At 71.5% G+C, this 25,482-nt stretch carries 17 protein-coding genes, 1 other RNA gene and 1 pseudogene; 10 read left to right on the top strand and 9 right to left on the bottom strand.

The window, feature by feature from the left end:
- The first annotated feature begins 21 nt into the window (after positions 1-21).
- The 4 genes from ACH47Z_RS07320 to ACH47Z_RS07305 all read left to right on the top strand — a co-directional run bounded on the left by ACH47Z_RS07320 (position 22) and on the right by ACH47Z_RS07305 (position 4,318).
- Positions 22-1,239, top strand: coding sequence for an MFS transporter (locus tag ACH47Z_RS07320; protein WP_399071493.1), 1,218 nt, complete (start codon positions 22-24; stop codon positions 1,237-1,239).
- An 81-nt stretch (positions 1,240-1,320) separates the two neighbouring features.
- Positions 1,321-2,616, top strand: coding sequence for an ABC transporter substrate-binding protein (locus ACH47Z_RS07315; RefSeq protein WP_399071491.1), 1,296 nt, complete (start codon positions 1,321-1,323; stop codon positions 2,614-2,616).
- A complete protein-coding gene (locus ACH47Z_RS07310; RefSeq protein WP_399071489.1) occupies positions 2,613-3,500 on the top strand; it encodes a carbohydrate ABC transporter permease in 888 nt (295 codons plus the stop codon). Before ACH47Z_RS07315 ends, ACH47Z_RS07310 begins: the two co-directional genes overlap by 4 nt.
- Positions 3,497-4,318 (top strand): carbohydrate ABC transporter permease, encoded by an 822-nt coding sequence (locus ACH47Z_RS07305; RefSeq protein ID WP_399071486.1) that lies wholly within the window; start codon positions 3,497-3,499, stop codon positions 4,316-4,318. The genes ACH47Z_RS07310 and ACH47Z_RS07305 overlap by 4 nt, the downstream gene beginning before the upstream one ends.
- 97 nt (positions 4,319-4,415) lie before the next feature.
- Here the strand turns inward: ACH47Z_RS07305 and ssrA are convergent.
- The 5 genes from ssrA to ftsE form a co-directional block, all read right to left on the bottom strand.
- Positions 4,416-4,784, bottom strand: a transfer-messenger RNA (tmRNA) gene (gene ssrA, locus ACH47Z_RS07300).
- Between the two features lie 109 nt (positions 4,785-4,893).
- The gene (gene smpB / locus ACH47Z_RS07295) at positions 4,894-5,373 is read right to left on the bottom strand and encodes an SsrA-binding protein SmpB (protein ID WP_399071484.1); all 480 of its coding nucleotides are present in this window, start codon (positions 5,371-5,373) and stop codon (positions 4,894-4,896) included.
- A gap of 57 nt (positions 5,374-5,430) precedes the next feature.
- Positions 5,431-6,618 (bottom strand): S41 family peptidase, encoded by a 1,188-nt coding sequence (locus tag ACH47Z_RS07290; protein ID WP_399071482.1) that lies wholly within the window; start codon positions 6,616-6,618, stop codon positions 5,431-5,433.
- Between the two features lie 67 nt (positions 6,619-6,685).
- Positions 6,686-7,603 carry a permease-like cell division protein FtsX gene (gene ftsX, locus ACH47Z_RS07285; protein ID WP_399071480.1) on the bottom strand — a complete coding sequence of 306 codons (918 nt, stop codon included), beginning with the start codon at positions 7,601-7,603 and terminating at the stop codon, positions 6,686-6,688.
- A gap of 34 nt (positions 7,604-7,637) precedes the next feature.
- Positions 7,638-8,327 (bottom strand): cell division ATP-binding protein FtsE, encoded by a 690-nt coding sequence (ftsE, locus tag ACH47Z_RS07280; RefSeq protein WP_399071478.1) that lies wholly within the window; start codon positions 8,325-8,327, stop codon positions 7,638-7,640.
- Between the two features lie 257 nt (positions 8,328-8,584).
- Between ftsE and ACH47Z_RS07275 the strand changes: the two genes are divergently transcribed.
- Positions 8,585-8,776: a hypothetical protein gene (locus ACH47Z_RS07275; protein ID WP_399071476.1), complete on the top strand. Its 192-nt coding sequence runs from the start codon at positions 8,585-8,587 to the stop codon at positions 8,774-8,776.
- 103 nt (positions 8,777-8,879) lie between these two features.
- Here ACH47Z_RS07275 and ACH47Z_RS07270 read toward each other — a convergent pair whose 3' ends face one another.
- The 4 genes from ACH47Z_RS07270 to ACH47Z_RS07255 form a co-directional block, all read right to left on the bottom strand.
- Positions 8,880-9,833, bottom strand: coding sequence for a hypothetical protein (locus ACH47Z_RS07270; protein WP_399071474.1), 954 nt, complete (start codon positions 9,831-9,833; stop codon positions 8,880-8,882).
- Positions 9,834-10,132: 299 nt separating this feature from the next.
- Positions 10,133-11,239, bottom strand: a complete 1,107-nt coding sequence (gene prfB / locus ACH47Z_RS07265; RefSeq protein ID WP_399071471.1) for a peptide chain release factor 2 — start codon at positions 11,237-11,239, stop codon at positions 10,133-10,135.
- 876 nt (positions 11,240-12,115) lie between these two features.
- Positions 12,116-13,339: a serine/threonine-protein kinase gene (locus tag ACH47Z_RS07260; RefSeq protein ID WP_399071469.1), complete on the bottom strand. Its 1,224-nt coding sequence runs from the start codon at positions 13,337-13,339 to the stop codon at positions 12,116-12,118.
- Positions 13,340-13,484: 145 nt separating this feature from the next.
- A complete protein-coding gene (locus ACH47Z_RS07255) occupies positions 13,485-15,173 on the bottom strand; it encodes a serine/threonine-protein kinase (RefSeq protein ID WP_399071467.1) in 1,689 nt (562 codons plus the stop codon).
- A 348-nt stretch (positions 15,174-15,521) separates the two neighbouring features.
- Here ACH47Z_RS07255 and ACH47Z_RS07250 point away from each other — a divergent pair, with 348 nt between their 5' ends.
- The 5 genes and pseudogenes from ACH47Z_RS07250 to ACH47Z_RS07230 all read left to right on the top strand — a co-directional run.
- A complete protein-coding gene (locus tag ACH47Z_RS07250) occupies positions 15,522-19,265 on the top strand; it encodes an FHA domain-containing protein (RefSeq protein WP_399071465.1) in 3,744 nt (1,247 codons plus the stop codon).
- Positions 19,266-19,463: 198 nt separating this feature from the next.
- Positions 19,464-20,849: an ABC transporter substrate-binding protein gene (locus tag ACH47Z_RS07245; protein WP_399071463.1), complete on the top strand. Its 1,386-nt coding sequence runs from the start codon at positions 19,464-19,466 to the stop codon at positions 20,847-20,849.
- A gap of 79 nt (positions 20,850-20,928) precedes the next feature.
- Positions 20,929-22,215, top strand: a complete 1,287-nt coding sequence (locus tag ACH47Z_RS07240) for a carbohydrate ABC transporter permease (RefSeq protein ID WP_399071461.1) — start codon at positions 20,929-20,931, stop codon at positions 22,213-22,215.
- On the top strand, positions 22,212-23,120 hold the full coding sequence (locus tag ACH47Z_RS07235; protein ID WP_399071459.1) for a carbohydrate ABC transporter permease: 909 nt from the start codon (positions 22,212-22,214) through the stop codon (positions 23,118-23,120). Before ACH47Z_RS07240 ends, ACH47Z_RS07235 begins: the two co-directional genes overlap by 4 nt.
- A 145-nt stretch (positions 23,121-23,265) precedes the next feature.
- Positions 23,266-25,464, top strand: a pseudogene (locus tag ACH47Z_RS07230) (CDP-glycerol glycerophosphotransferase family protein); the annotation flags it as partial.
- Between the last annotated feature and the right edge of the window lie 18 nt (positions 25,465-25,482).

Genomic DNA, 25,482 nt, shown 5'->3' with positions numbered 1-25,482 from the left:
GAGCCGGGTGAGGGTGGGGCCATGCCCTCCGTCATATCCACGCCGGCGCACCAGAGCGCCTACCGCCGTCTCTTCTCCCTCCCCGGTACCCGTGCCTTCACCACCGGCAATCTGCTCGCCCGGCTGCCCATGGGCATGTTCAGTGTGAGCGCCGTCGTGATGATCGCCGGGTCCCGGGGGTCGTACGCCCTCGCCGGTGCCGTCACCGCGAGCGGGCTCGCGGCGACCGCGCTGGCCGGGCCGTGGGTCGCCCGGCTGGTCGACCGGTACGGGCAGGCCCGTATCGCCGTACCGGCCACGCTCACCGCCGTGCTCGGCAGCCTCGCGCTGCTGCTGTGCGTGCGCTACGACGCCCCCGACTGGACCCTGTTCGCCGCGTACGTCGCGACCGCCACCACCCCCAACATCGGCGGCCTGTCCCGCGCCCGCTGGGCCCATCTGCTGCGCGACGACCCCGGCGCCCTGCACACCGCGAACTCCTTCGAGCAGGCCGCCGACGAGCTGTGCTTCATGCTCGGCCCGGTGCTCGCGTCCTTCCTGACCGGCACCTTCTTCCCGGAGGCGGGCACGCTCACCGGGGCGGTGCTGCTGCTCGCCGGGATGCTGCTGTTCACCGCGCAGCGCGCCACCGAGCCGCCGGTCAAGGCCACCCGCTCCGCACGATCCCCCTTGCGCAGCCCCGGTATCCCGCCCCTGCTGGCCTGCTTCGTCGCGACCGGCGCGGTGTTCGGCTCGATGGAGGTCGGCACGATCGCCTACGCCGACGCGCACGGGCATCGCGCGGTCGCCGGTGCCGTACTCGCGCTCCAGGCGGCGGGCTCGTGCGTCGCGGGCCTGGTGTTCGGGGCACGGAAGCCGGCCGGGGTGCGGCTGGGGCACTGCATGGCCGGGATGGCCGTCCTGATGACCCTGCCGTGGGCGGCCGCCGGTGTCGCCGGTTCGCTGCCGGCGCTCGCGGGCGCGCTGCTGGTCGCGGGCATGGCGACCGCGCCGACGATGGTGCTGGCGATGACCCTGGTGCAGAAACTCACCCCGGCCGACCGGCTCAACGAGGGCATGAGCCTGGTGGTGACCGGGCTGCTCACCGGCATCGCCTGCGGCTCGGCCACGGGCGGCTGGGCGGCCGAGCACCTCTCCCTCGCCACCGCCCTCGCCGTCCCGGCGGCAGCGGCCACGCTAGCGCTGCTCATCCACACCACGTCACGGGGACTCAGTCGAAACGCTTGCACCGATTTCTGACAGATCTGTTGACGCCCACGATCACCCCACCTACCGTCCTTCGTCGAAGCGCTTCAACACCAACTCCCGTGGAGGAAATGGATGTTGATGGCACGACGGCACAGGTATCTGGCGGCGACCGCAGTCGTCGCCGCGTCCCTTCTCCTGGCCTCCTGCGGCGGCTCGGACAGCGGCTCCGGCGACGGCAGGACCCTCCGGCTCTGGCACTACGAGGGCCCCGACAGCGCGATGGGCGTGGCCTGGAACGAGGCCATCAAGGAGTTCGAGGCCCAGCACCCCGGCGTGAAGGTGAAGTTCGAGGAGAAGGGCTTCGAGCAGATCCAGAAGACCGCGCCCATGATCCTCAACTCCTCCGACGCGCCGGACGTCATGGAGTACAACAAGGGCAACGCGACCGCCGGCCTGCTCTCCAAGCAGGGCCTGCTGACCGACCTCACCACCGAGGCGACCCAGCGCGGCTGGGACAAGAAGATCCCCGCCAGCGTCCGTACGACCAGCATGTACGACACGAACGGCGTGATGGGCTCCGGCAACTGGTACGGCGTGCCCGACTACGGCGAGTACACGATGGTCTTCTACAACAAGGACCTCTTCAAGAAGTACGGCATCGCCGAACCGAAGAGCTTCGACCAACTCACCGCCGCCATGGACCAGTTCGTGGCCAAGGGCGTCACCCCGCTCGCCAACGCGGGCGCCGAGTACATGGCCCAGCAGTACCTCTACCAGCTCGCCCTGTCCAAGGCCGACCGCTCGTGGGTCGACTCCTACGAGCTGTACAAGGGCAGGACCGACTTCCACGACGCAGCCTGGACCTACGCGGCGAACACCTTCGCCGACTGGGTCGAGAAGGGCTACATCGGCAAGAACTCCACCAGCGTCAAGGCCGAGGACGCGGGCGTGTCCTGGATCCAGGGCAAGGCGCCGATCCTGTTCTCCGGCAGCTGGTGGTACGGCCGCTTCCAGACGGAGGCGAAGTTCGCGTGGGACACCACCCTGTGGCCCGGCTCGAACCTCACCCTCGGCTCCAGCGGCAACCTCTGGGTCGTCCCCAAGGGCGCGAAGAACAAGCAACTCGCCTACGACTTCATCGACATCACCCTGTCGAAGAAGATCCAGAACCTGCTCGGCAACAAGGGCGGGATCCCGGTCGCGGCGGACGCGGCGGCCATCACCGACCCCAAGTCCAAGCAGCTGATCGCCCAGTTCAACACCCTCACCGGGCGTGACGGCCTCGCCTTCTACCCCGACTGGCCGGTGGCCGGGTTCTACGACACCCTGGTCTCCGAGACCCAGAAGCTGATGACCGGCAGCGAGAAACCGGACGACTGGCTGGACCATCTCCAGAAGGCGTACGACCAGGGCGCACCCACACGATGAAGGCCCCCCGGGACTCCTACGCCCTGTTCCTCCTCCCGGGCGCGCTCGCCTTCCTGGCCGTCGTGGTCGTGCCGTTCCTGATGAACACCGGGGTCGGCTTCACCGACTGGCAGGGCGTGGGCAGCCCGCACTGGTCCGGGCTCGCCAACTACCGGCGGCTCGCGCACGACTCGGAGTTCTGGGCGTCGTTCCGGCACAGCCTGTTCATGGTCGTCGCGATGGCCGCCGTACCGACCGCCCTCGGACTCGTGCTGGCCGCCGCCCTGTCCGACTACGTCGGCAAGCACTTCGGCACCCGCATGGCGTCGGTCCTGCGCGCCTGCTTCTACCTTCCGCAGGTGCTGCCGGTCGCGGTCGCCGGCATCGTCTGGAGCTGGATCCTCGCCCCCGACGACGGCGCCCTGAACGCGCTGCTGAGGGCCGTCGGGCTCGGCTCCTGGCAGCAGGACTGGCTCGGCGACCCGGACCTCGCGCTGTACACCGTCATGGGTGTGCTGGTCTGGGTGCAGCTCGGCTTTCCGCTGGTGGTGTTCATGGCGGGCCTCGGCCGGGTCGACCCGCAGCTGTACGAGGCGGCGGAGCTGGACGGCGCCGGCTGGTGGCGGCGGTTCCTGCACATCACGCTGCCGGGAATCCGGCCGGAGATCTACGTCGTGCTGACCTGGTGCACGATCGCCGCGCTGAAGGTGTTCGGCGCGGTGTACGTGCTCACCAAGGGCGGTCCGGGCGGCGCGACGGACGTCCCGTCGTACTTCTCCTTCACCACGTTCTTCGAGAAGACCCAGGTCGGCTACGGCGCCGCGATCTCCACCGTGCTGACCGTGATCATCCTGGCCCTGGCCCTCATCGGCCTGAAGCTGCAAAGCCGTGCGGAGGAGACATGACCGCCCTGCGCCGCTACCCGGTGCTGATCGCCCTGTGCCTCGCCGCCCTGTTCATGATCGTGCCGTTCGTCATCGTCGTGATCAACGCGGTCAAGTCCCCGGCCGAGTACGCCCGGCACGGGCCGCTCAGCCTCCCCCACGGCCTCTACACCCACGGGCTCACGGACTTCTGGCAGCGCGTCGACTACGGGCGCAAGCTGCTCAACTCCGTGCTGATCAGCGGCTCGGTGGCGGTCCTGGCCGCCGCGCTGTCGGTGCTGAACGCGTACGCGATCGGCATCGGCCGGATCCGGGGCCGCACCTGGGTGCTGGCCTTCTTCGTCCTCGCGAACACGCTGCCGCAGGAGGCGCTGGTTTACCCGCTCTACTACCTGAGCAAGCAGGCCGGGCTCTACGACACCCGGCTCAGCGTGATCATCGTGTTCACGGTGATCCAGTCCGCGTTCGGGACGTATCTGCTCGCCTCCGTGCTCGGGCAGTTCCCGCGGGAGATCATCGAGGCCGCCCGGATCGACGGGGCCGGCACGTGGCAGGTGCTGTGGCGGATCGTCGTCCCGGTCAGCCGCCCGACCCTCGGGGTGCTCCTCGTCTTCTTCTTCATCTGGACCTGGAACGAGTTCCTGCTGCCGCTGGTCATGCTCGTCTCCAACGACAACCAGACCGTCTCCGTCGCCCTCGGCGTCCTCCAGGGCCAGCGCCTGATGGACGCCACCATGACCAACGCGGCCGCCCTGCTCGGCGTGCTCCCCGCGGTCGTCTTCTTCCTCGTCTTCCAGCGGACGCTCACCCGGGGGATCGCGGTGGGGGCCGTGAAGTAAGCGGGCACAGGCATGACGAAGGCCCCGCCGCTCGAAGCGACGGGGCCTTCGCCCACATGGGGTACCCCCGGAGGGGTCTGGGGGTCATGCCCCCAGATCGTGGAGATGGCGGGAATCGAACCCGCGTCCAACGGTGCGGAATCAGGGCTTCTCCGTGTGCAGTTCGCTGCGCTTTTCTCAGCCCCGGCGATCACGCGAACAAGTCGCCGACGGGCTCAGTCACTGTTTGGTTTCCCTCTTCACCCCGTGACCGGGATCAAGGTTTAGTTCCCTAGCTGATGCCAGGATCCGGGTCGGGAACAGCCCCGGGCTGACACTTCGCAAGTCGCTACTTAGGCAGCGAGGGCGAAGGAATCGCGCTTGGTGTTGGCGATTATTTTTTTCGGCCTGTGGTTTACGAGATCATGGCCGCTTCCTCGACACGCTTCCCCTGCTTCGACAGCCGCTGTCGAAACCGATCATCCCCATGTTGATATTTCAATCCCTCCGGAGAGGGTGCGTGCACTCTCTGTGGAGTGCGATGCCATCGTACGGGAACAACGCAGGTCGGTGCCAGCGTATTCCCGCGCCGAGGCTCAGCCCCGCTGCTTGCGCCGGACCGCCGACATGGCCCGGTCCGCCTCGCGCCGGTCCTGCTTCTCCCGCAGGGTCTGCCGCTTGTCGTACTCCTTCTTGCCCTTCGCCAGCGCGATCTCGATCTTGGCGCGGCCGTCCTTGAAGTACAGGGCGAGGGGCACGATCGTGTGACCCGTCTCCTGGGACTTGGACTCCAGCTTCTCGATCTCCGCGCGGTGCAGCAGCAGCTTGCGCTTGCGCCGGGCGCTGTGGTTGGTCCAGGTGCCCTGGCTGTACTCGGGGACGTGCACGTTGTGCAGCCACGCCTCGTGACCGTCCAGTTGCACGAAGCCGTCGACCAGCGAGGCCCGCCCCTGGCGCAGCGACTTCACCTCGGTGCCCATGAGGACCAGACCGGCCTCGTAGGTGTCGAGGATGTGGTAGTCGTGCCGCGCCTTCTTGTTCTGCGCGATCAGCTTGCGCCCTTTTTCCTTAGCCATAGTGCCGTCCATTTTCGCACTACGGAGGGGGTGTGCGTACAGCCGATTAACACGAGGCTACGACGGGTCGCCCAGGCCGGTGAGGACCGTCTCGGCCCGCTGGAGCGCGTCCTCCGGGCCCGCCTCCAGGTCCGGGGTGATGCCCTGGCCGTCGACGGCGTGGCCGGAGGGGGTGCGGTAGTGGCCCACGGTCAGCTCGGCCACCGAGCCGTCGGGCAGCTTCGTCGGCATCTGGATGGAGCCCTTGCCGAAGGTGCGGGAGCCGACGACCACCGCGCGGCCCCGGTCCTGGAGGGCGCCGGTGAGCATCTCGGCCGCGCTCATCGTGCCGCCGTCGACCAGCGCGACCAGGGGCCGGACGGTGTCGCCGCCGGGGGCGGCGTGCAGGGAGCGCTGGGCGCCGTCGACGTCGTAGGTGGCGACCAGGCCGCCGTCGAGGAAGCCGGAGGAGGTCTCCACGGCCTCGCTGACCAGGCCGCCGGAGTTGCCCCGCAGGTCGAGGATGATCCCGCCGTCGGCCGGGGCCTGCCGTACGGCGTCGCGGACGGCGTCGCCAGAGCCCTTGGTGAACGCGGCGATCTTGATGACGGTGACCCCGCCGGGCAGTTTGCGTACGGTCACCGAGTCGGTGGACAGGCTGGCCCGGCGCAGTTTCTCGGTCCACGCGCGCGTGCCGCGCTCGAGGCCCAGCGTGACGGTCGTACCGGCGGCCGCGTCGTCGGCGTCGCCGCGCAGTAAGGAGACCACGTCGGTGACCGGGCGGCCGTCGACCTTGCTGCCGTCGACACTGGTCAGCCGGTCGCCCGCGCGGATGCCGGCCTCGGCGGCGGGCGAGCCGGGCCGGACCCTGGTCACGTCGATCCGGCCGTCCTGTTCGCGTCTCGCCCACAGGCCGACGCCGGTGTACCTGCCGTCGAGGGCGTCCTGGAACTCCTGGTACTCGCCCTCGGAGTACACCGCGCCCCAGCGGTCGCCGCTGCGGCTGACCGCCCGCTCGGCGGCCTCCATCGGGGACTTGCCGTCGGCCATCGCGTCGGCGGCGGCCTTGCGGACGTCCTCGTGCGGGGTGGTGGCCTCGGCCGCCGGACGGAACGCGGGCTTCCGGACGGGCTGGCCGGTCTCCGGGAACGAGCCGGTGGCGGCGCCCGCGACCAGGACGCCGGCGAAGACCAATGTCAGGGCGGCCCCGCGACGGATACGGCGGGGCGGACACAGAAGGTCTCGGCACAGCTCTCGGCCTGACATGGCCGTGAGTCTAGGACAACGCAAAGGGCCGCACGGGCGGATGCCCGTACGGCCCTCTTGGCATGCGTCACACCTTCAGGTACTTGCGCAACGCGAAGAACGCGGCCAACGACGGCATCAGCACGCTCGTCGCGAGGATCAGCGGCAGCTTGGTCAACACCGCGTCCCAGCCCACGAAGTTGATGAGCGTGAGCTTGTGGGAGAGGTCCATGCCGTGGTCGATGGTGAAGTACCGGCCGACCAGCAGCGCGACACAGGCGAGGCCGCCGCCGATGAGTCCGGCGACCGCGGCCTCCGCGATGAACGGCGCCTGGATGTAGAAGCCCGAGGCACCGACCAGGCGCATGATCCCGGTCTCGCGCCGGCGGCTGAACGCCGAGACGCGCACCGTGTTGACGATCAGCAGCAGCGCGACGATCAGCATCATCGCCATCACGCCGAGCGCGCCGCGGTTCATCAGGTTCAGCAGCTGGAACAGGTTGTCCAGGATGCCCTTCTGGTCCTGCACCGACTGCACACCGTCACGCCCGTTGAAGGCGCTCGCGATGACCTGGTACTTCTGCGGGTCCTTCAGCTTGATGCGGTACGACTCCTGCATCTGGTCCGGCGTCAGCGAGCTGGCCAGCGGGGAGTTGCCGAACTGCTCCTTGTAGTGCTTGTAGGCCTCGTCCTGCGACTCGTAGGTCACCTTCTCGACGACCGGCATCTTCTGCAGGTCCGCCTGGATCTGCTTCTTCTGGTCGTCGGTGACCGCGCCCTTGGCGCAGTTGACGTCCGACTCGGCGTCGTGCTTGTTGCACAGGAAGATCGAGACGTTGACCTTGTCGTACCAGTAGCCCTTCATGGTGGACACCTGATCGCTCATCAGCAGGGAGCCGCCGAAGAGGGCCAGGGACAGGGCGACGGAGACGATGACGGCGAAGGTCATCGTCAGATTGCGGCGGAGACCGACACCGATCTCCGACAGGACGAACTGGGCGCGCATGGCGTCTGGTCAAGCCTTTCCGTCGTGGACGTGGTCAGTGCTGGTAGCCGTAGACGCCACGGGCCTGGTCACGGACGAGGCGGCCCTTCTCCAGCTCGATGACGCGCTTGCGCATCTGGTCCACGATGTTCTGGTCGTGCGTCGCCATGATGACGGTGGTGCCCGTCCGGTTGATGCGGTCGAGCAGCTTCATGATGCCGACGGAGGTCTGCGGGTCGAGGTTACCGGTGGGCTCGTCGGCGATGAGCAGCTTGGGCCGGTTGACGAAGGCCCGCGCGATGGCCACGCGCTGCTGCTCACCACCCGACAGCTCGCCGGGCATACGGTCCTCCTTGCCGCCGAGCCCGACGAGGTCGAGCACCTGCGGCACGGACTTGCGGATCTCGCCGCGGGACTTGCCGATGACCTCCTGGGCGAAGGCCACGTTCTCCGCGACGGTCTTGTTCGGCAGGAGCCGGAAGTCCTGGAAGACGGTCCCCAGCTGGCGGCGCATCTGCGGCACCTTCCAGTTGGAGAGGCGGGCGAGGTCCTTGCCCAGCACGTGCACCTGTCCGTGGGTGCACCGCTCCTCGCGGAGGATGAGCCGCAGGAAGGTGGACTTTCCGGAGCCGGAGGACCCCACGAGGAAGACGAACTCGCCCTTCTCCAGCTCCAGGGAGACATCCCTGAGTGCGGGGCGGGTCTGCTTGGGGTAGACCTTGGAGACGTTGTCGAATCGGATCACGGATGCACCACGGGTCGCCGGGGGTAGATGAGCGTGACCATACGCGAACCGGGTGTGCAAGTGCAGTCGCAGGGAGAGCTTGGGCAAGACTTGTACGTTTTTGTACCGCCCCCTGTTTCTGTTCCGCTCCCGTACGGCTCTCCCGGGGGCCCGCGCACGGCTTGCGGGAACCTGGCACAGTGGAGTGGGGAGCCGGGGAACGTTCTCGGTCCCCTGAGCGTTCTACAGGTGAAAGCCGGTGCAAGGAGGGCGAGCGCATGACGTACGACCGGTTGGTGTGCGCGAACTGTGCGGCGCCCGTGAGCGAGGGCCGGTGTCCGGTGTGCCGTGCCAACCGCGAGCGACTGCAGCAGGAGGGTTTCCTCGGTGGGGTGAACCCGATGGCGTTGGTCGCGCTGCTGGCGGTGCTGATCACCGCGGTGGCGCTGCTGGCGCACCAGACCGCGTAGCGCAGCACCGAGAGTGCCGTAGAGACGACTGTGGGCCCGGAGCGCCAAGCTCCGGGCCCTTACGCATGCGGGGTGCGTGCGCTGCGTGACCGTGGTATCACGGTCAGGCGGCGGTGCCGCCCCGGCCGTTCGCCAGACGCGGCAGCACGCGGAAGCCGATGCCACCGGCGATCATCGTCGCGGCGCCGATGACCAGGAACGCGGTCTGACCGGCACCGGTCTCGGCGAGCTGCTTGTCGCCGCCCTGGGCCTTGCTGTCGGAGCCCGTGTCGGTCAGGGCCGAGGAGCCCTCGTCCTGGGTGGCCTTGCCGCTGCCGCCCTGCGGGTTGTCGTTGTTGCCGCCGGTGGTGGAGCCACCCGTGCTGCTGCCGCCCGTGCTGCCGGAGCCGCCGGTGGAGCTGCCGCCGGTGCTGGAACCGCCCGTGCTGCCGGAACCGCCGGTGGAGCTGCCACCGGTGCTCGAACCGCCGGAGGTGCTGGAGCCGCCGGACGTCGAGGAACCGCCGGTGGTGGAGGAACCGCCGGTGGTGGAGGAACCGCCGGTGGTGGAGGAACCGCCGGAGCTGTTGCCGCCGTTGCCGTTCCCGCCGCTGTTGCCGTTGCCGCCGGTGGAGGTGGTGCCACCGCCGATGGTGACGTCGCCGCTGGTCGAGGAGTTACCGCCGGTGGAGGCGTCGCCGCCCGTGCTGGCGTCACCGCCGGTGGTGGTGGAACCGCCGGTAGTGGTGGAACCGCCAGTAGTGGTGGAACCGCCAGTAGTGGTGGAACCGCCGGTGGTGGTGGAACCGCCGGTCGAGGCGTCGCCGCCGGTCGTCGTGGTGCCACCCGTGCTGGTGTCCCCGCCGGTCGTGGTGCCGCCATCGGTGCAGACGGCGACCGGGCAGCCGCCGTCGGTGCCGCCGTCGTCGGTGTTCGTGTGGGCGCCGAGGCTGATCGGGCCCGCCTGGACGTTGAGGTCCAGGGCGGAGGCCGCGCCGGCGGCGGTCAGGGACGCACCGGCCGCGATCACGGCGCCCGCGGCTATCCGCGCGACCCGGATCCGCGTCTTCTTCGTCATATGGTTGCTACCCCCAGTAGCTGTTCGTCAATGAGGCGGCGCGTGGGGCGTTGCCGTGATCGACGGGAGGCAGCCGGTGACGAAGTCCGCGTCAACTCATTCCCCCGGTTCACATGCGCCCCGCAAGTACGCATGCCGCGTGCAACCCTTCCCATTTTTCAAAGCAACGTCAAGGCCGTTGCGGGCGCAATGTCCTATGGGGGCGTTTTTGCGGTGAGTCGAAGCCTGTAATTGTGATGTAAAACCCAGACATAACAACAACTGCCGCCTCGAGGGCGGCAGTTGTCATGTCGACAAAGTTACTTCTCCTGCTGCTTGCGCCAGCGAATTCCGGCCTCCAGGAACCCGTCGATCTCACCGTTGAACACGGCCTCCGGGTTGCCGACCTCGAACTCGGTGCGCAGGTCCTTGACCATCTGGTACGGGTGCAGGACGTACGAACGCATCTGGTTGCCCCAGGAGTTGCCACCGTCGCCCTTGAGGGCGTCCATCTTGGCCTGCTCCTCCTGGCGGCGCCGCTCGAGCAGCTTGGCCTGGAGGACGTTCATCGCGGTGGCCTTGTTCTGGATCTGCGAGCGCTCGTTCTGGCAGGAGACCACGATGCCGGTGGGGAGGTGGGTGAGCCGCACCGCGGAGTCGGTGGTGTTCACGCCCTGGCCGCCGGGGCCCGAGGACCGGTACACGTCCACGCGCAGCTCGGACTCGTCGATCTCGATGTGGTCGGTCTGCTCGACCACGGGGAGCACCTCGACACCGGCGAAGGAGGTCTGGCGCCGCCCCTGGTTGTCGTAGGGCGAGATCCGGACGAGCCGGTGGGTGCCCTGCTCGACGGAGAGGGTGCCGTAGGCGTACGGCGCCTGGACGGCGAAGGTGGTCGACTTGATGCCGGCCTCTTCGGCGTACGACGTCTCGATCAGCTCCGTCTTGAAGCCGCGCTGCTCGGCCCAGCGCAGGTACATGCGCTGAAGCTTCTCGGCGAAGTCGGCGGCGTCGACACCGCCGGCCTCGGCGCGGATGTTGACGAGCGCCTCACGGGAGTCGTACTCGCCGGACAGGAGGGTGCGGACCTCCATCTCGTCCAGCGACTTCTTCACCGCGGCCAGCTCGGACTCGGCCTCGGCACGGGTGTCCGGGTCGTCCTCCTCCTCGGCCATCTCGAAGAGGACGGCGAGATCGTCGATCCGGCCGCGCAGCGCCTCCGCCTTCCTGACCTCGGCCTGGAGGTGGGAGAGCTTGCTGGTGATCTTCTGCGCCTCGTCCGGGTTGTCCCACAGGGACGGCGCGGCTGCCTGCTCCTCGAGCACGGCGATATCTGCCCTCAGCTTGTCGAGGTCCAGGACGGCCTCGATCGACTCCATGGTCGAGGAGAGGGACTTCAGCTCTTCGGATACATCGACGACTGCCACGCATCCAGCGTAACGGCTATGGCAACCGACCTCGGCCGTGCGCCACCGGCGCTGCGGCGACCGTCACCCTCGCCCACCCACCCGCCCGTCTCACTCGGCCGAGAGGGCACCGCCCGGGCTGACCGACCCGGACGGGGTCGAGCGACCGAGCCTTCTCCCCCTCGGCCGGCGAGCCGGACCCCGGTTGAGGGAAGAGGGGCAGGGCGGGCCAGGGAGGTGGCACGGCAAGCCGGGGAGGGCGCAGCGGGGCCAGGGCAGGGCACAGCCGAGGCCCGGCCCGAACGGCATCGAGCGACCGAGCCTTCCCCCCACTTCCCTCGGCCGACGGACCGGACCCCGGTTGAGGAAAGAGGGGAAACGCGAGCTGGGGAGGGGCGCGGCGGATCGAGCGAGGTGCAGCCGGGCCCGCTCGTCGGCTGACCGAGCACAGACGGGCTGGAGGCACGTCGCAGCGGACCGGGACACGACGGGCCGGGGCGGACCCGGCACCCTTCAGCCGACCGAGAGGCAACGCCTGCTGGGGCAACCTCTCCTCCGACCCGAATGCCACGCGGCCAGGGCGGACCGGACGCACCCTTCAGCCGACCCGGGCACCACCGGCCAGGGGCGAACGAGCCGGCACCCATCAGTCGACCCAGACACCACGGCCAGACCGAGCCGGGCACCACTACCGCCCCAGACACCACAGGCCAAGGCGGACCCGGCACCTAACAACCGCCCCAGACACCACAGGCCGCGGCGGACCCGGCACCCAACAACCGCCCCAGACACCACAGGCCAAGACGGACTCGGCGCCCAACAACCGACCCGGAGGCAACGCCTGTGGGGCAACCTTTCAGTTGGCCGAGTCGGGTGGGTGGGTGGGCGGAGTGGGTGTCAGGGGGTCGAGGTGCTGTGGGTGGGTGGGGGCTGGTGGTCGTCGCTGCCGGAGGAAGAGGCCAGCCAGGCGCCGACGCCGACCGCCGCCGCAACGACCACTCCGGCCACTCCCAAAGTCACCCTGCGCCGCCGTACCACCGCCCGGTGCCGGGCCGAGCCCGGCCTGGGTGCACCGGTGGCCCGGGGGGCGCGGGCGGTGCCGTGTGCACCGCCGGCCAGTTCGTCCGGACCCGGCACCCGCATCGAGGTGTGCGTGTCCCGGTTGGAGTCCGGCTTGGCGCCCGGCACCAGCGACACCGCGCCCCGGCGCCGTAGCGGCTCGGCGGGCGCGGCCGCCGGCTCCTGCGCCGTCTGCTCCTCGGCCGGGTCCGGCTCGTCCACGTCCAGCGGCGGCATCCCGGTCAGCGACGGCAGTTGCTCGCGCAGTCGCGCCGCCAGCTCCGAGGCCCGCAGCCGGGAGGCGGGCGCCTTGGCGAGGCACTGCACGATCAGCTGCCACAACTCCTCGGGAATACCGGGGAGCGGGACGACCGTCTCCGTGACGTGCCGTCGTAGCACCGCGCCCGGGTGGCCGCCGCCGAACGGGGTGAAGCCCGCCAGCAGCTCGTACAGGACGGTCGCGAGGGCGTAGATGTCGACGGACGCGCGCGGGGGCAGGCCCTCGACGATCTCCGGGGCCAGATAGTCCGGCGTGCCGATGATCTTCGTGGCCCGGGTCCGCTTCGGTGAATCGATCAGCTTGGCGACACCGAAGTCCGTCAGCAGGGCAGGATGCGCCCCTCCCGGCCCCAGGGGTCCCTGCATGTCGAGGAGCACGTTCTCGGGCTTGACGTCCCGGTGGACGACCCCGGCCGCGTGGGCCGCCGCCAGCGCGTCGGCGACGTCGGCGACGATCGCCACGGCCGCCTCGGGGGCCAGCCGCCGTTCCCGCTCCAGCCGGGTGCGCAGATCGGTGCCGCGGACGAGGTCCATGACCAGGGCCAGGTCGTTGCCGTCGACCACCAGATCGCGCACGGTGACGATGTGCGGGTGCTCCAGGCCGAGCAGCGCGGTGCGCTCCTGGACGAAGCGTCCGACGAGCTCCTGGTCGGAGGCGAGGTCCTCGCGCAGCATCTTGATGGCGACGGGCCCGTCCGGCCCCTCGCCCAGCCACACCGTGCCGGCGCTGCCCCGCCCCAGGATCTGGTTCGCGGTGTACCGGCTGCCGATCTTCCGTGCCAAGACTGCTCCTACAGACGCGCGTTGTCGCGTGGTGCCGACTAAAACTACGCGCCTGACGAGCCAACCTTCACCGCGGAGACGGAAATCACCCGTCAGATGTCGACAAATCCGCAAACTCGCGGTCGGGTTACGGGGCTTTCCCGGATCAGTTGCCGCTGCCGGAGGAACCGCCCAGGTCCTTCATCCACTTGCCGACCTGGCCGACCCAGTGGGTCACCTCGTGCCAGTAACCGCGGCCCTGGCCGATCCAGGTGTGGAGCGGGGTCAGCTCGTAGATCAGCCAGCTCGCCACGACCAGGATGACGATCGTGAACAGGCAGCCCTTCAGGCAGCCGAGCCCGGGGATCTTCATCGGGTTGGCGCTGCGCTGCCGGGGCGCACGCGGCTCGCGCGCGGGGCGCTGCGGTTCCGGGGCGGGCGCGGGCGGCGCGTAACGCTGCGGCTGCTGGGGCTGCTGCTGCGGGGCATAGCCGTACCCCTGCTGGTACCCCTGCTGCTGCCGGCCGCGCGGCTGCGGCTGCTGCGGGCGCGGCTGCGGGGCCGGACGCGGCTGCTGCTGGGGGCGGGCGACCTGGCGCTGCGGGCGGTGCCGCAACGGGTCCTCCTCGGGCGCCAGGTACTGGACCTGCGTCTGCTCGTTGCGGTCGCGGGCCGCGCGCAGCTGGGTCTGCCAGGGATGCGGCTGCTCGGGCTGCTGGCCCGGCTGGCCCTGCGGCATCGGCGGCATGACGGCCGTGGGGTCCGCCGCGCCCGTGTTCGGCAGTACGGCGGTGGGGTCGGCGGCGCCGGCGGGACCGCCGGTGTGCGGCAGGACGCTGGTCGCCCCGTTCGGGTCGTACTGGCCGTACGACTGCTGCGGCGCGTTCGTCGGCAGCACCTGGGTGGGGTCGGCGGCGCCGGGCACGCCCGGTACGGCCGTCGGGGCCGGGTCGGGGGCGAGCAGCGCGCCCACGCCCTCGGCGGCGGCGATCTGCGCGGCGTTCGCGTGCACGCCGATGCCCTCGGCGACGACACGCAGCCCGCGCGCGAGGTTCTCGGCACTCGGCCGCTCGTCGGGGTTCTTGCGCAGGCAGCGCTCTATGACCGTCCACAGCGGGTCCGGGACGGTGGAGGGGCGGCGCGGCTCGGCGCTCAGATGCTGGTGCAGGACCTCGAGGGCGGTGCTGCCGGAGAACGGCGGGCGGCCGGTGACCAGCTCGTACAGCAGGATGCCGGCGCCGTAGATGTCGACCGCGGAGGTCTGCGGGCGGCCCTCGGCGGACTCCGGCGCCACGTACGCGGGCGTGCCGACGAACTCGCTGGTGCGGGTCAGGCCCGGGGAGTCGGCGAGGCGGGCGATGCCGAAGTCGGTCAGCATCGGGTGCATCTGGCCGTTGTACTGCGCGAGCAGCACGTTGGCGGGCTTCAGGTCGCGGTGTACGACGCCGTCGGCGTGACTCGCGGCGAGCGCGTCGGCGATCTGGGCCGTCATCAGCGCGGCGGCGACCGGGGTGAGCGGGCCGCTCTCACGCAGATAGCGGTGCAGGTCGGGGCCGTCGACGAGGTCCATGACCAGCGCCAGCAGATCGCCCTCGACGACCAGGTCGCGGACCCGGACGATGTTGGGGTGGGTGAGCCGGAGCAGTACGGAGCGCTCGCGCAGGAAGCGCATCACGATGTCCGGGTCGCTCGCCAGCTCCTCCTTGAGGACCTTGATCGCGAGCGTCTCCCCGGGCTGGCCGGCCACGGCCGCCTCGGCGCCCGCGGTCTCACGCTGGCGGGCACGCCAGACGGTGCCTGTGGCGCCGCGTCCGAGCGGCTCCTCAAGCAGGTACTTGCTGCCGACTGGCCGCACGTCACGCGCTCCCTGCTGCTTGCTTGGCTGCTTGCTTGCCTTCACTGCCGGTGTTCCGACCCACTGTAGTGCCGCCCTCCTGGGCACTACGTATGCGTTCCCGACCGTGTTCGACGGGTTCCGGATGTGTTCGATGCGTTCTACGGAAAGACGCTCGTGCCGGTTCGCCGGTTGCCAGGGGACGGACGTGACCGATCTCAAGTGATCGTCGGCGGACCACTGGTCAGGCACTTTTGGGGGCAGAGCCGACCAATCAAGATCACTTGTTACCGGGTGCCGGGCGCGCTGTCAGTGGCAGGTGCGAGGATGCCTTCCAGTACTGGCCGACGTGCTCGTGTTGGGGTGGGGATGCAGATCCGGCTGACCGTCGTCGACCCGCTGGGACCCTCCTCGCAGCGGGGCCGCGCCGCGAGCCGCGACGTGCTGGTCACGGCGCCCACGGGCACGGACCTGGCCGCGGTCGCGTCCGCACTGGCCGGGGCGGTCACCGGAGAGGGCCGCGACACCGGTGGTGCGGCCGTGGTCCTCTACGCCGGCACCGACCGCCTGGACCCGCGCCGCTGCACCCTCGGCGAGCCTCCGCTGGTCGACGGCGCCGTGCTGTCCCTGGGCGCTCCCGCGGCCCCCGAGCCGCATCCCGAGCTGGACGACGCGCCGACCCAGCTGCACGTCGTCGCGGGGCCGGACGCGGGCGGGGTCCATCTGCTGCACGGCGGCCGGATCAGCGTGGGCCGCTCCGCCGACGCGGACGTCCCGCTGGACGACCCCGACGTCTCCCGGCTGCACTGCGCGGTCACGGTCGGCACCGACGGCCGCGTCTCGGTCGCCGACCTCGGCTCCACGAACGGCACGTCGCTCGACGGGGTACGGGTCGGTGAGCGGCCGGTGCGGGTCCCTGCCGGGGGCCTGCTGCGGATCGGCGAGTCGGCGTTGCGGGTGACTCCGTCCGGGGGGCCGGGGGCACGCGTGCGGACCGTCTCCGACGGGGAGGGGGCCGTTCGGGTCGTCCGGGGGGCGTCGTCGGGTGCGGGAGGCCTCGGTGGGGGGCATGCGTCGTTGGGGGGCGGAAGCGGACCTGGTGGGGGGCAAGCGCGACCGGCGGGTGCTGGTTCGTCGGGGGGCGCTGCCGGGGCTTCGGGCGGGGCCGGGTTCCGGCGCGCGTCGGCTGAGCGGGCGTCGTCGGCGGGTGTGAGTGGCCCCGGTGAGGACGGTTCGGCGTCCGTGGATCCTGTGCATGGCTCCCGTGGTGAGGCGGTGGAGCACCAGCGTGCCGGGACCGGCGTGGTCCCCGGGCAGGGCGGGGCGCCTCGGATCGAGAGCGCGCCCGGTACCGGTGCTGCTTCCAGCGGGGACACGCACGCGGGGCGCTTCGGGGTCGGCGGGCCGAGCGGGGAACCGCCGGTCGGCGGCCGTAAGGACACGCCCGTCCGGGGCACCGACGCCCCACAGGGCACGCGGCGGCGCGGGCTCGGCAAGTGGGCGCGTCGGCTGGCCGGCGGGCGGGCCGAGCAGCCGGTCGGCGAGGAGTCGTACGACGGTACGGTGGCCCACTCCCCCGGCGCCGCCCCCACGGCCGGTGCCCCGCGGCAGCCGGAGACCTGGCCGGATCCCGCCGCCCTGCTGCTGACGGCACTGGGCCCCGGGCCCCGGCTGTGGGAGCGCGGGCCGGGACACCCGGAGGCGCTGACCGTGCGGCTCGGCACGGCCGACCGGAGCGCGCCGGACGGCTCGGGGCCGATTCCGGCCGTACCGGTGACGGCGGCGCTGCGCGAGGCGGGTTCGCTGGGCCTGGCCGGTCCGCGCCCCCGGCTGTCCGGGCTGGCCCGCGCGGTGCTGGCCCAGTTCGCCGCGCTGCACTCCCCCGATCTGCTGGAGATCGTGCTGATCAGCGCCGACCGCTCCCGCCCGGTGGAGGAACGCACGGCCGAGTGGTCCTGGCTGGGCTGGCTCCCGCATGTCCGGCCCGGCCACGGCCAGGACTGCCGCCTGCTGCTGGCCTACGACCGCGAGCAGGCGGCGGCCCGCGCCGAGGAACTGCTCCGCCGGCTGGACGACCACGCGGCGACCGGCAGAAGCGCGGCCCACCCCGCCGGCACGGGCACCCCAGCGCCCGGCACCAGGGCCACTGGCCCGGCACCTGGCACCTCTGCGGCCGCGCACGGCTCTCTCCAGGGCGCCCCCAGACAGTCCAGCACCGCAGCCGGTCCCGGTAGCTCCCCCACTCCCGGCACCACGAGCCACCCGGCCGCCCCTGCCTGGAACACCGCACCGGACGCGCCAAGCCGGGCCGCCCACGACCCGGCCGACCACCGTATGCCCGGGAACCCCGCACACGGCCCGCTGTCCGCCTTCCCCGGCCTGCCCGCGCAGCCCACAGCCTCCGGACACCCCGGCGCCCCCGCGCCCGGACACGCCCCCGATGCCGCCACCGCCTCCACCCACGGCACATACGCCCCCGGCGCCCCTGCCCACGGCACGTACCCCACCCCCACCCGCCGCCCCTCCTGGGCCAAAGACTCCGCCGCAGCCCCCGGCGGGGGCGGTTTTCCCGGTCCTTACACGGTCGTCGTCGTGGACGGTGACCCCGGCGGAGCCGCGTTGCAGGACGCCCTCACGCGGCTCGCCGTGGCCGGGCCGCGGGTCGGGATACATGTGGTGTGTCTCGCCGAGACCGGGGCCGTGCCTGCCCCACCGCCCCGGACCGGGACGTACGAGGCCGCCTGCGCGGTGACACCGACGTTCCGGCACTGCGGTGCCGTCGCGCTGCTCGGCGGGGACGTCGCGACCGGGCTGCATGTGATGCGCGTCGGGCCCGGCGGGCCGGTCGGATCAGGGGTGCCCGCCGCTGTCGATGCCGTGTCCGGCGCCTGGGCGGAGCGGTTCGCGCGGGCGTTGGCGCCGTTGCGGCCGGACGGCCCGGGCGCCGGGCCGCACGCGCGCGTGGCCGCGCCGTTGCCCCAGTCCGCGCGGCTGCTCGACGAGTTGGGGCTGGCCCGGGCCACCCCGGCGTCGCTGATGGCGCGCTGGGCGGACGCCGCCGACGACACCGAGGCGCTCGGTGGCCGGGCGCGAGCCGTGCTCGGTGCCGGACCGCGCGGGCCACTCACCGCCGACCTGGTGGCCGACGGACCGCATCTGCTGATCGAGGGGCCGGCCGGCAGCGGGCGTACGGAGTTGCTGCGGGCCGTGGTGGCCTCGCTGGCCGCCGCCGAGCGGCCCGACCGGCTGGGCATCGTGCTGGTCGACGGGCGGGACGGGGTCGGGACGGGTGCCGGGCGCGGTGAGGGGCTGCGCGTGTGTACCGACATACCGCACGTCACCACCCACCTCATCGCCAACGATCCCGTACGCATGCGGGAGTTCGCCCAGTCGCTGACCGCCGAACTGAAGCGGCGCGCGGAGCTGCTGGGCCGTACGGACTTCGCCCAGTGGCACGCGGGGCGTGCGGTGTCCGGCCGTATCGTCGCCCAGCGCACGGCCTCCCCCACCTCCGCCTCCGGGGACATAGAGACGCCGCCCAGCTCCACCCTGCGGCTGCGGCCCGGCGCCGCCGCCCGTCAACGGGCCGAGGCGGCACCGCCGTTGCCCCGGCTCGTGGTGGTCGTCGACGACCTGGACGCGCTGGTCTCGCCCGCGCTCGGCGCGCCCGGCCGGCCCGCCGCGGGCTCGGTGATGCGGGCGCTGGAGGCGGTGGCCCGGGAGGGCGAACGGCTCGGCGTGCACCTGGTGGCGGCGGCCGGGACGGGGGGTCGTACGGCGGAGACGGAGCCCGCGCGCCGGGCCACCCTGCGCGTCGTACTCGACGCCGCCCACCCGGGTCCGGACGAACCGGCGCCGGGGCGTGGGCAGTTGGCGTACACCGACGGACGGGTCGCCGGTTTCCAGGCCGGCCGGGTGACGGGCCGTATCCCGCGGACCGCGACCCAGCGGCCCACGGTCGTACTGCTGGACTGGGCCCGCATGGGCGACCCGCCGGCCCGTCGGCCGGTGCGGGAGCTGGGCAACGGCCCGACCGACCTGGCCCTGCTGGCGAGCGCGGTGGAGCGGGCGGCCCGGGAGGTGTCCGCGGCCCAGGTGCCCTCCCTGCTCTGACCCGAAGTCAGCCCGCATCGGCATGCATACACCCCCGGTCACCATCCGGTCACGATGGGCCCACTGACACCGTAGGCGGTCTTGCCCGCCCTGAGTGGCCCGTCGTACACCGGACCGCATGGGACAGTCATCTTGACGTTCGGCGATGTCCGAACGATGTCCGACGACGTTCAACGAAGAGCGACGAACGGGGAAGTGATGCGCAGCAAGAGCAGCGGCACCATCCGGACACACAGGACCGTCACCACACTCGCCGCCCTGCTCACGGGAGCCCTCGCGCTCTCCGCGTGCTCCAGCAGCGACAAGAAGAGCGGCAACAGCGACAGCGGCGGCAGTCAGGCCCCGACCCGCTCCACCGTCAGCCTGCCGAAACTCGACGGCGCCACCCTGGAGATCGCCGCCGTCTGGACCGGCCAGGAGCAGGCGAACTTCAAGCAGGTGCTCGCCGAGTTCGAGAAGCGCACCGGTGCGAAGGTCACCTTCGTGCCGGCCCAGGACCCGATCATCAACTTCCTCGGTTCGAAGATCGCGGGCGGCCAGCCGCCGGACGTGGCGATGCTGCCGCAGCCCGGCGCCATCAAGCAGGCCGTGCAGCACCAGTGGGCCAAGCCGCTCGGCCCGGAGGCCCTGAAGGAGCTCCAGCAGAACTACTCACAGGGCTGGCAGGACATCGGCAAGGTCGACGGCAAGCAGTACGGCGCCTACTACAAGGCCGCCAACAAGTCGCTGATCTGGTACAACGCCAAGGTCTTCGAGAACGCGAACGCCAAGGAGCCGAAGACCTGGAAGGACCTGCTGGCCGCCGCGCAGGCCGTCTACGACTCCGGGGTCACCCCGTTCTCGGTGCCGGGCGCGGACGGCTGGCCGCTGACGGACTGGTTCGAGAACGTCTATCTGTCCCAGGCCGGTCCGGAGAAGTACGACCAGCTGACCCAGCACAAGATCAAGTGGACGGATCCCTCGGTCAAGCAGGCCCTGCAGACGCTCGCGCAGATCTGGGGCAGGAAGGGCTATCTCGCGGGCGGCCCGAACGGCGCGCTGCAGACGGAGTTCCCCGCCTCGGTCACCCAGACCTTCACCGGCGGCGACCAGCCGAAGGCCGCGATGGTCTACGAGGGCGACTTCGTGCAGGTCAACATCGGTGAGACCAAGGCGAAGGTGGGCACGGACGCGAAGGTGTTCCCGTTCCCGGCCGTCGGCTCCACCGCGCCGGTGGTCTCCGGCGGCGACGCGGCCGTCGTCCTGAAGGACTCCAAGGCGGCCCAGGCCCTGGTCACCTTCCTCGCCTCCCCGGACGCGGCGACGATCCAGGCGAAGCTCGGCGGCTATCTCTCGCCGAACAAGAACGTGCCGATCTCGGCGTATCCGAACGAGGTGCAGCAGAAGATCGCCAAGGCGCTGATCGCGTCCGGCGACGACTTCCGCTTCGACATGTCCGACCAGGCCCCGCAGGCCTTCGGCGGCACCCCGGGCAAGGGCGAGTGGAAGGACCTCCAGGACTTCCTGCGGAACCCGGCGGACGTCGCGGGCACCCAGGCGAAGCTGGAGAAGGACGCGGCGGCGGCGTACGGAAGCGGGAGCTGACCCGGCGATGGCGTCGGCAGCGGCGGCCGGGGCCCCACCGGGTCCCGCCGCACCCCACTCCCACAGGAGTCGCAAGAGCGTGACCGGCACCCGCCGGGCGGTGGCAGCGCTGTTCCTGCTGCCCGCCCTGGTGCTGCTCGGCGCGCTCGTGGTCTACCCGATCGGGTACTCGCTGGTCCGCAGCTTCTACAACGCCTCGGGCAGCGGTTTCGCCGGAGTCGACAACTACCGGACCCTCTTCACGGACGACAGCATCCGCACCGCCTTCAAGAACAACGTCATCTGGGTGGTGTTCGCGCCCACGGTCGCCACCGCGCTCGGTCTCGTCTTCGCGGTACTGACCGAGAAGGTGCGCTGGGGAACGGCGTTCAAGCTGGTCGTCTTCATGCCGATGGCGATCTCGATGCTGGCGGCCGGGATCATCTTCCGGCTGGTGTACGACCAGGATCCGCACAAGGGCGTCGCGAACGCGGTGTGGGTGGGCGTGCACGACACCTTCGCCCAGTCCTCGGCGTTCCCGAACGCCCACCCGGGCCGCGAGTCGCCGCTCGAACCCGACCACGGCGGGTTCATCACGTCGGCCACCGTGCACACCGGCCAGGCCGTCACCCTCCCCCTCGTCGGTGTCGCGCCCGACCAGATGCCGGACGGCGCGAAGAAGGCCGTGGCCGCCCAGCCGGAACCGGGCAAGGTCACCGGCACCACCTGGCAGGACTTCACCCGCGGCAAGGGCGTCGGACGGCTCGGGAAGCCCGACCCGTCCGAGCAGGGGTACGCCGGGATGCGGATCGAGGCGGTGAAGGACGGCACGGTGGTCGCCTCCGCCAAGGCGTCCGGCGACGGCACCTTCACCCTGCCCGCGTCCGCCGACGGGGCCCGGCTCCGGCTTCCGGCGAGCAACTTCAGGGAGCCGTACAACGGGGTCTCCTGGCTCGGCCCGACCCTGGTCACCCCGTCGATCATCGGGGCGTACGTCTGGATGTGGGCGGGCTTCGCGATGGTGCTGATCGCGGCCGGGCTCGCGGGCGTGCCTCGGGAGCTGCTGGAGGCCGCGCGGGTGGACGGCGCCACCGAGTGGCAGGTGTTCCGCAAGATCACCGTGCCGCTGCTGGCGCCGGTCCTCGCGGTCGTCACCGTCACGCTGATGATCAACGTGCTGAAGGTGTTCGACCTCGTCTACATCATCGCCCCGGGCTCCTCCCAGGCCGACGCGAACGTGCTCGCCCTGGAGCTGTACCGCAAGGGCTTCGCGGAGGACCAGCCGGGCGTCGCGAGCGCGATCGCGGTGCTGCTGCTGGTGCTGGTGATCCCGGTCATGGCGTTCAACATCCGGCGGCTCAGGCGCGAGCGGGAGGTGCGGCGATGACGGCGACCGCCGGGAGTATCGGAAAGGCCGGCCCGGTGCGGACGGTGAAGACGAAGCGGTCCGTCGGCTCGGCCGTCGCCGAGAGGCTGAGCGGCGGCCTGGTCCGCGTCGTCCTCCTCCTCGTCGGCCTGTTCTGGCTGGTGCCGACCATCGGTCTGCTGCTGGCCTCGCTGCGCTCCCCGCAGGACATGAGCGCGAGCGGCTGGTGGACGGTGTTCACCAAGCCGTCCCAGCTCACCTTCGGCAGCTATCAGAAGCTGCTGGAGAACAGTGACATCACCAACTCCCTCTGGAACACGGTTCTGATCACGGTCCCGGCGACGGTCCTGGTCGTCGTGGTCGGCTCGCTCGCGGGCTACGCGTTCGCGTGGATGGAGTTCCCGGGCCGGGACTGGTGGTTCCTGGGCGTGGTGAGTCTGCTGGTGGTGCCGGTGCAGGTGGCGCTGATCCCGATCGCCGAACTGTTCGGCAAGATCGGGCTGTTCGGCACCATCTTCGGGGTGATCCTGTTCCACACCGGCTTCGGGCTGCCGTTCGCGGTTTTCCTGTTGCGGAACTTCTTCGCGGAGATCCCCCGGGAGCTGCTGGAGGCGGCCCGGCTCGACGGCGCCGGTGAACTGCGGCTGTTCGTCCGGGTGGTGATGCCGCTCGGCGGGCCGGCGATCGCGAGCCTCGGCATCTTCCAGTTCCTGTGGGTGTGGAACGACATGCTGGTGGCGCTGGTGTTCACCAAGTCGGGCACGCAGCCGATCACGGTCGCGCTGCAGACGCAGGTACGGCAGTTCGGCAACAACGTCGACGTGCTGGCGCCCGGCGCGTTCATCTCCATGGTGATCCCGCTGGCCGTGTTCTTCGCTTTCCAGCGGCAGTTCGTGTCCGGGGTGATGGCGGGCGCGGTGAAGTAACACCCTTTCGAGGGGCGGGCCTTACGGGGCTCGCCCCTTTGCCGTCCCGAGCGTCCCCCACATGCCGTACGCACCGTAACCAATTCACTCCATCGGCCGTTCCCGGTCAGACCCCTCGCGCCGACCGACGACCCATGGATGTCCCTTGCCCAGGTTCAGTGTCATCGTCCCCGCGTACCAGGCCCAGGCGTATCTCTCCCCGTGCCTGGACTCGGTGCTCGAGCAGTCGTATCCCGATCTGGAACTGATCGCCGTGGACGACTGCTCACCGGATGCCTGCGGCGCGATCATCGACGAGTACGCGGCCCGGGACGCGCGCGTGAAGGCCGTGCACCTGACGGAGAGCCGGGGGCTCGGCGGCGCCCGCAACGCGGGGATGGCCGAGGCGGGCGGCGACTATCTGGTCTTCCTGGACGGCGACGACACGCTCGCCCCGGACGCGCTGTGGGCGATCGCCGACCGGATCAAGGAGGCCGGGGATCCGGACGTCCTGGTCCACGACCACGCGCGCGTGCACTGGGACGGCCGGACCGAGCGCGACGAGCTCTCCGCGCAACTCACCGAGCAGGGCCCGGCGCCGTTCCGGCTGGAGGACCGGCCGGGGCTGCTGCGGGTGCCGACGGCGGCCTGGAACAAGGTCTGCCGGCGGGAGTTCGTCACGGCGCACGGCCTCACGTTCCCGCCGGGCTCCTACGCGGACACCCCCTGGACCTTCCCGGTGCTGATGGCGGCGGAGTCGATCGCGACCCTGGACCGGGTGTGCGTGCACCACCGGCAGCACCGGCCGGGCAGCATCCTCGGCGGCAGCGGCGAGCAGCACTTCGATCTCTTCGAGCAGTACGACCGGGTCTTCGCCTACGTCGCCGGGCGGCCCGAACTGGCGCGGTGGCGGCCGGAGTTGTTCCGCCGCATGGTCGACCAGTTCGCGGTGGTGTTCGCCCTGCGGGGCCGGCTGCCGCGCGGCAGCCGGGGCGAGTTCCTGCGCCGGGCCCGCGTCCAGTACCGGCGCCACCGGGCCCCCGGCGCCCGGGTGCGGCCGCGTCACGCCCTGGTCCGCTTCGGTCTGCACCGCACGTTCCGCGCGCTCCAGCTGGCCTCGGCCGCGCTCCGGCGCACGCTGAAGGCGGCGGTGAAGCTGGCCCGCGCCGTGCGCGCCGGTGCGCTGCGCCTGCACTACCGCCTCCAGCTGCGGCTGCCGGTGCGCGCCGACCGCGCGGTGTTCACCGCCGAGGCGGGCGGTGGCGACCCCGGCGCGCTGGAGGAGGCGTTCCGTACCCACGCCCCGCACATCCGCACCGCGTGGATCAACCGCCCCGGGCACGAGCACACGGTGCCGCCCGGCCCGCGCCGCGTCCGGCCCGGCAGCGCCGCCTACTGGACGGCGCTGGCCCGCGCGAAGTACCTGGTCGGCGACGAGGTGCTGGACGCGCGGCTGCGCAGGCGGCGCGGGCAGGTGGTGATCCGGACCGGGCGGGGCACCCCGCTGGGGCACATGGGCCTGGACCTGCTGGAGCGTCCGGCGGCGGCCCGGGACACCGACTTCGCGGCGCTGCTGCGGGGCGTCGACCAGTGGGACCACGTCCTGTCCGGCAACCGGCACTCCACGCTCGTCTGGGAGCGCGTCCTGCCGGGCCGGTACCGCACGCTGGAGTACGGCGCCCCGCGCAACGACGTCTTCCAGCGGGCGACCTCGGCGGACGTGACCCGGCTGCGCGAGTCGCTGGGCATCCCGCGCGGCACGGTCGCGATCCTGTACGCGCCGGCCCACCGCGACCACCGGCGCACCCAGCTCCCGCTGCTGGACCTGGAGCGGATCGTGCGCCGCCTCGGCCCGCGCTTCGTGATCCTGGCCCGTACCCCGTACGACCCGGGCGCCGGGGGCGGCCGGGTCGTCGACGTCCGCGACCACCCGAGCGCGCAGTCCCTCTGTCTGGCCTCGGACGTGCTGCTCACCGACTACTCGTCGCTGATGTTCGACTACGCGGGCCTGGACCGGCCGATCGTCGTGCACACCGAGGACTGGGCCGCGTACGAGGCGGCCCGGGGCGCCTACGTCGACCTGCGCGCCTTCCCGCCGGGCGCGGTCGCGCGCAACGAGGACGAGCTGATCGACATCTTCGCGACCGGCCACTGGCGCGGCTCGCGCTCGGCCCAGCTGCGGGCGGCGTTCCGGGAGCGGTTCTGCCCGTACGACGACGGGCGCGCCGCCGAACGGGTCGTACGGCATGTGGTGCTGGGCGAGCCCGTGGAGGCGCTGCCGCCGGTGGTGCCGCTCGCGGAGCGCCGTCCGGTGCCGGCGGAGGGGGCGCACTCCCCGTCGGCCGGCGTGCCGCAGCCGTCCGGCAGGCGGCGGGGCGGGGCG

The organism is Streptomyces sp. NPDC020192 (assembly GCF_044388685.1).
In the GTDB taxonomy this organism is placed as follows: domain Bacteria; phylum Actinomycetota; class Actinomycetes; order Streptomycetales; family Streptomycetaceae; genus Streptomyces.
Note: the sequence above shows the minus strand (reverse complement) of the source record. Positions and strands in the feature narration are given on the sequence as shown.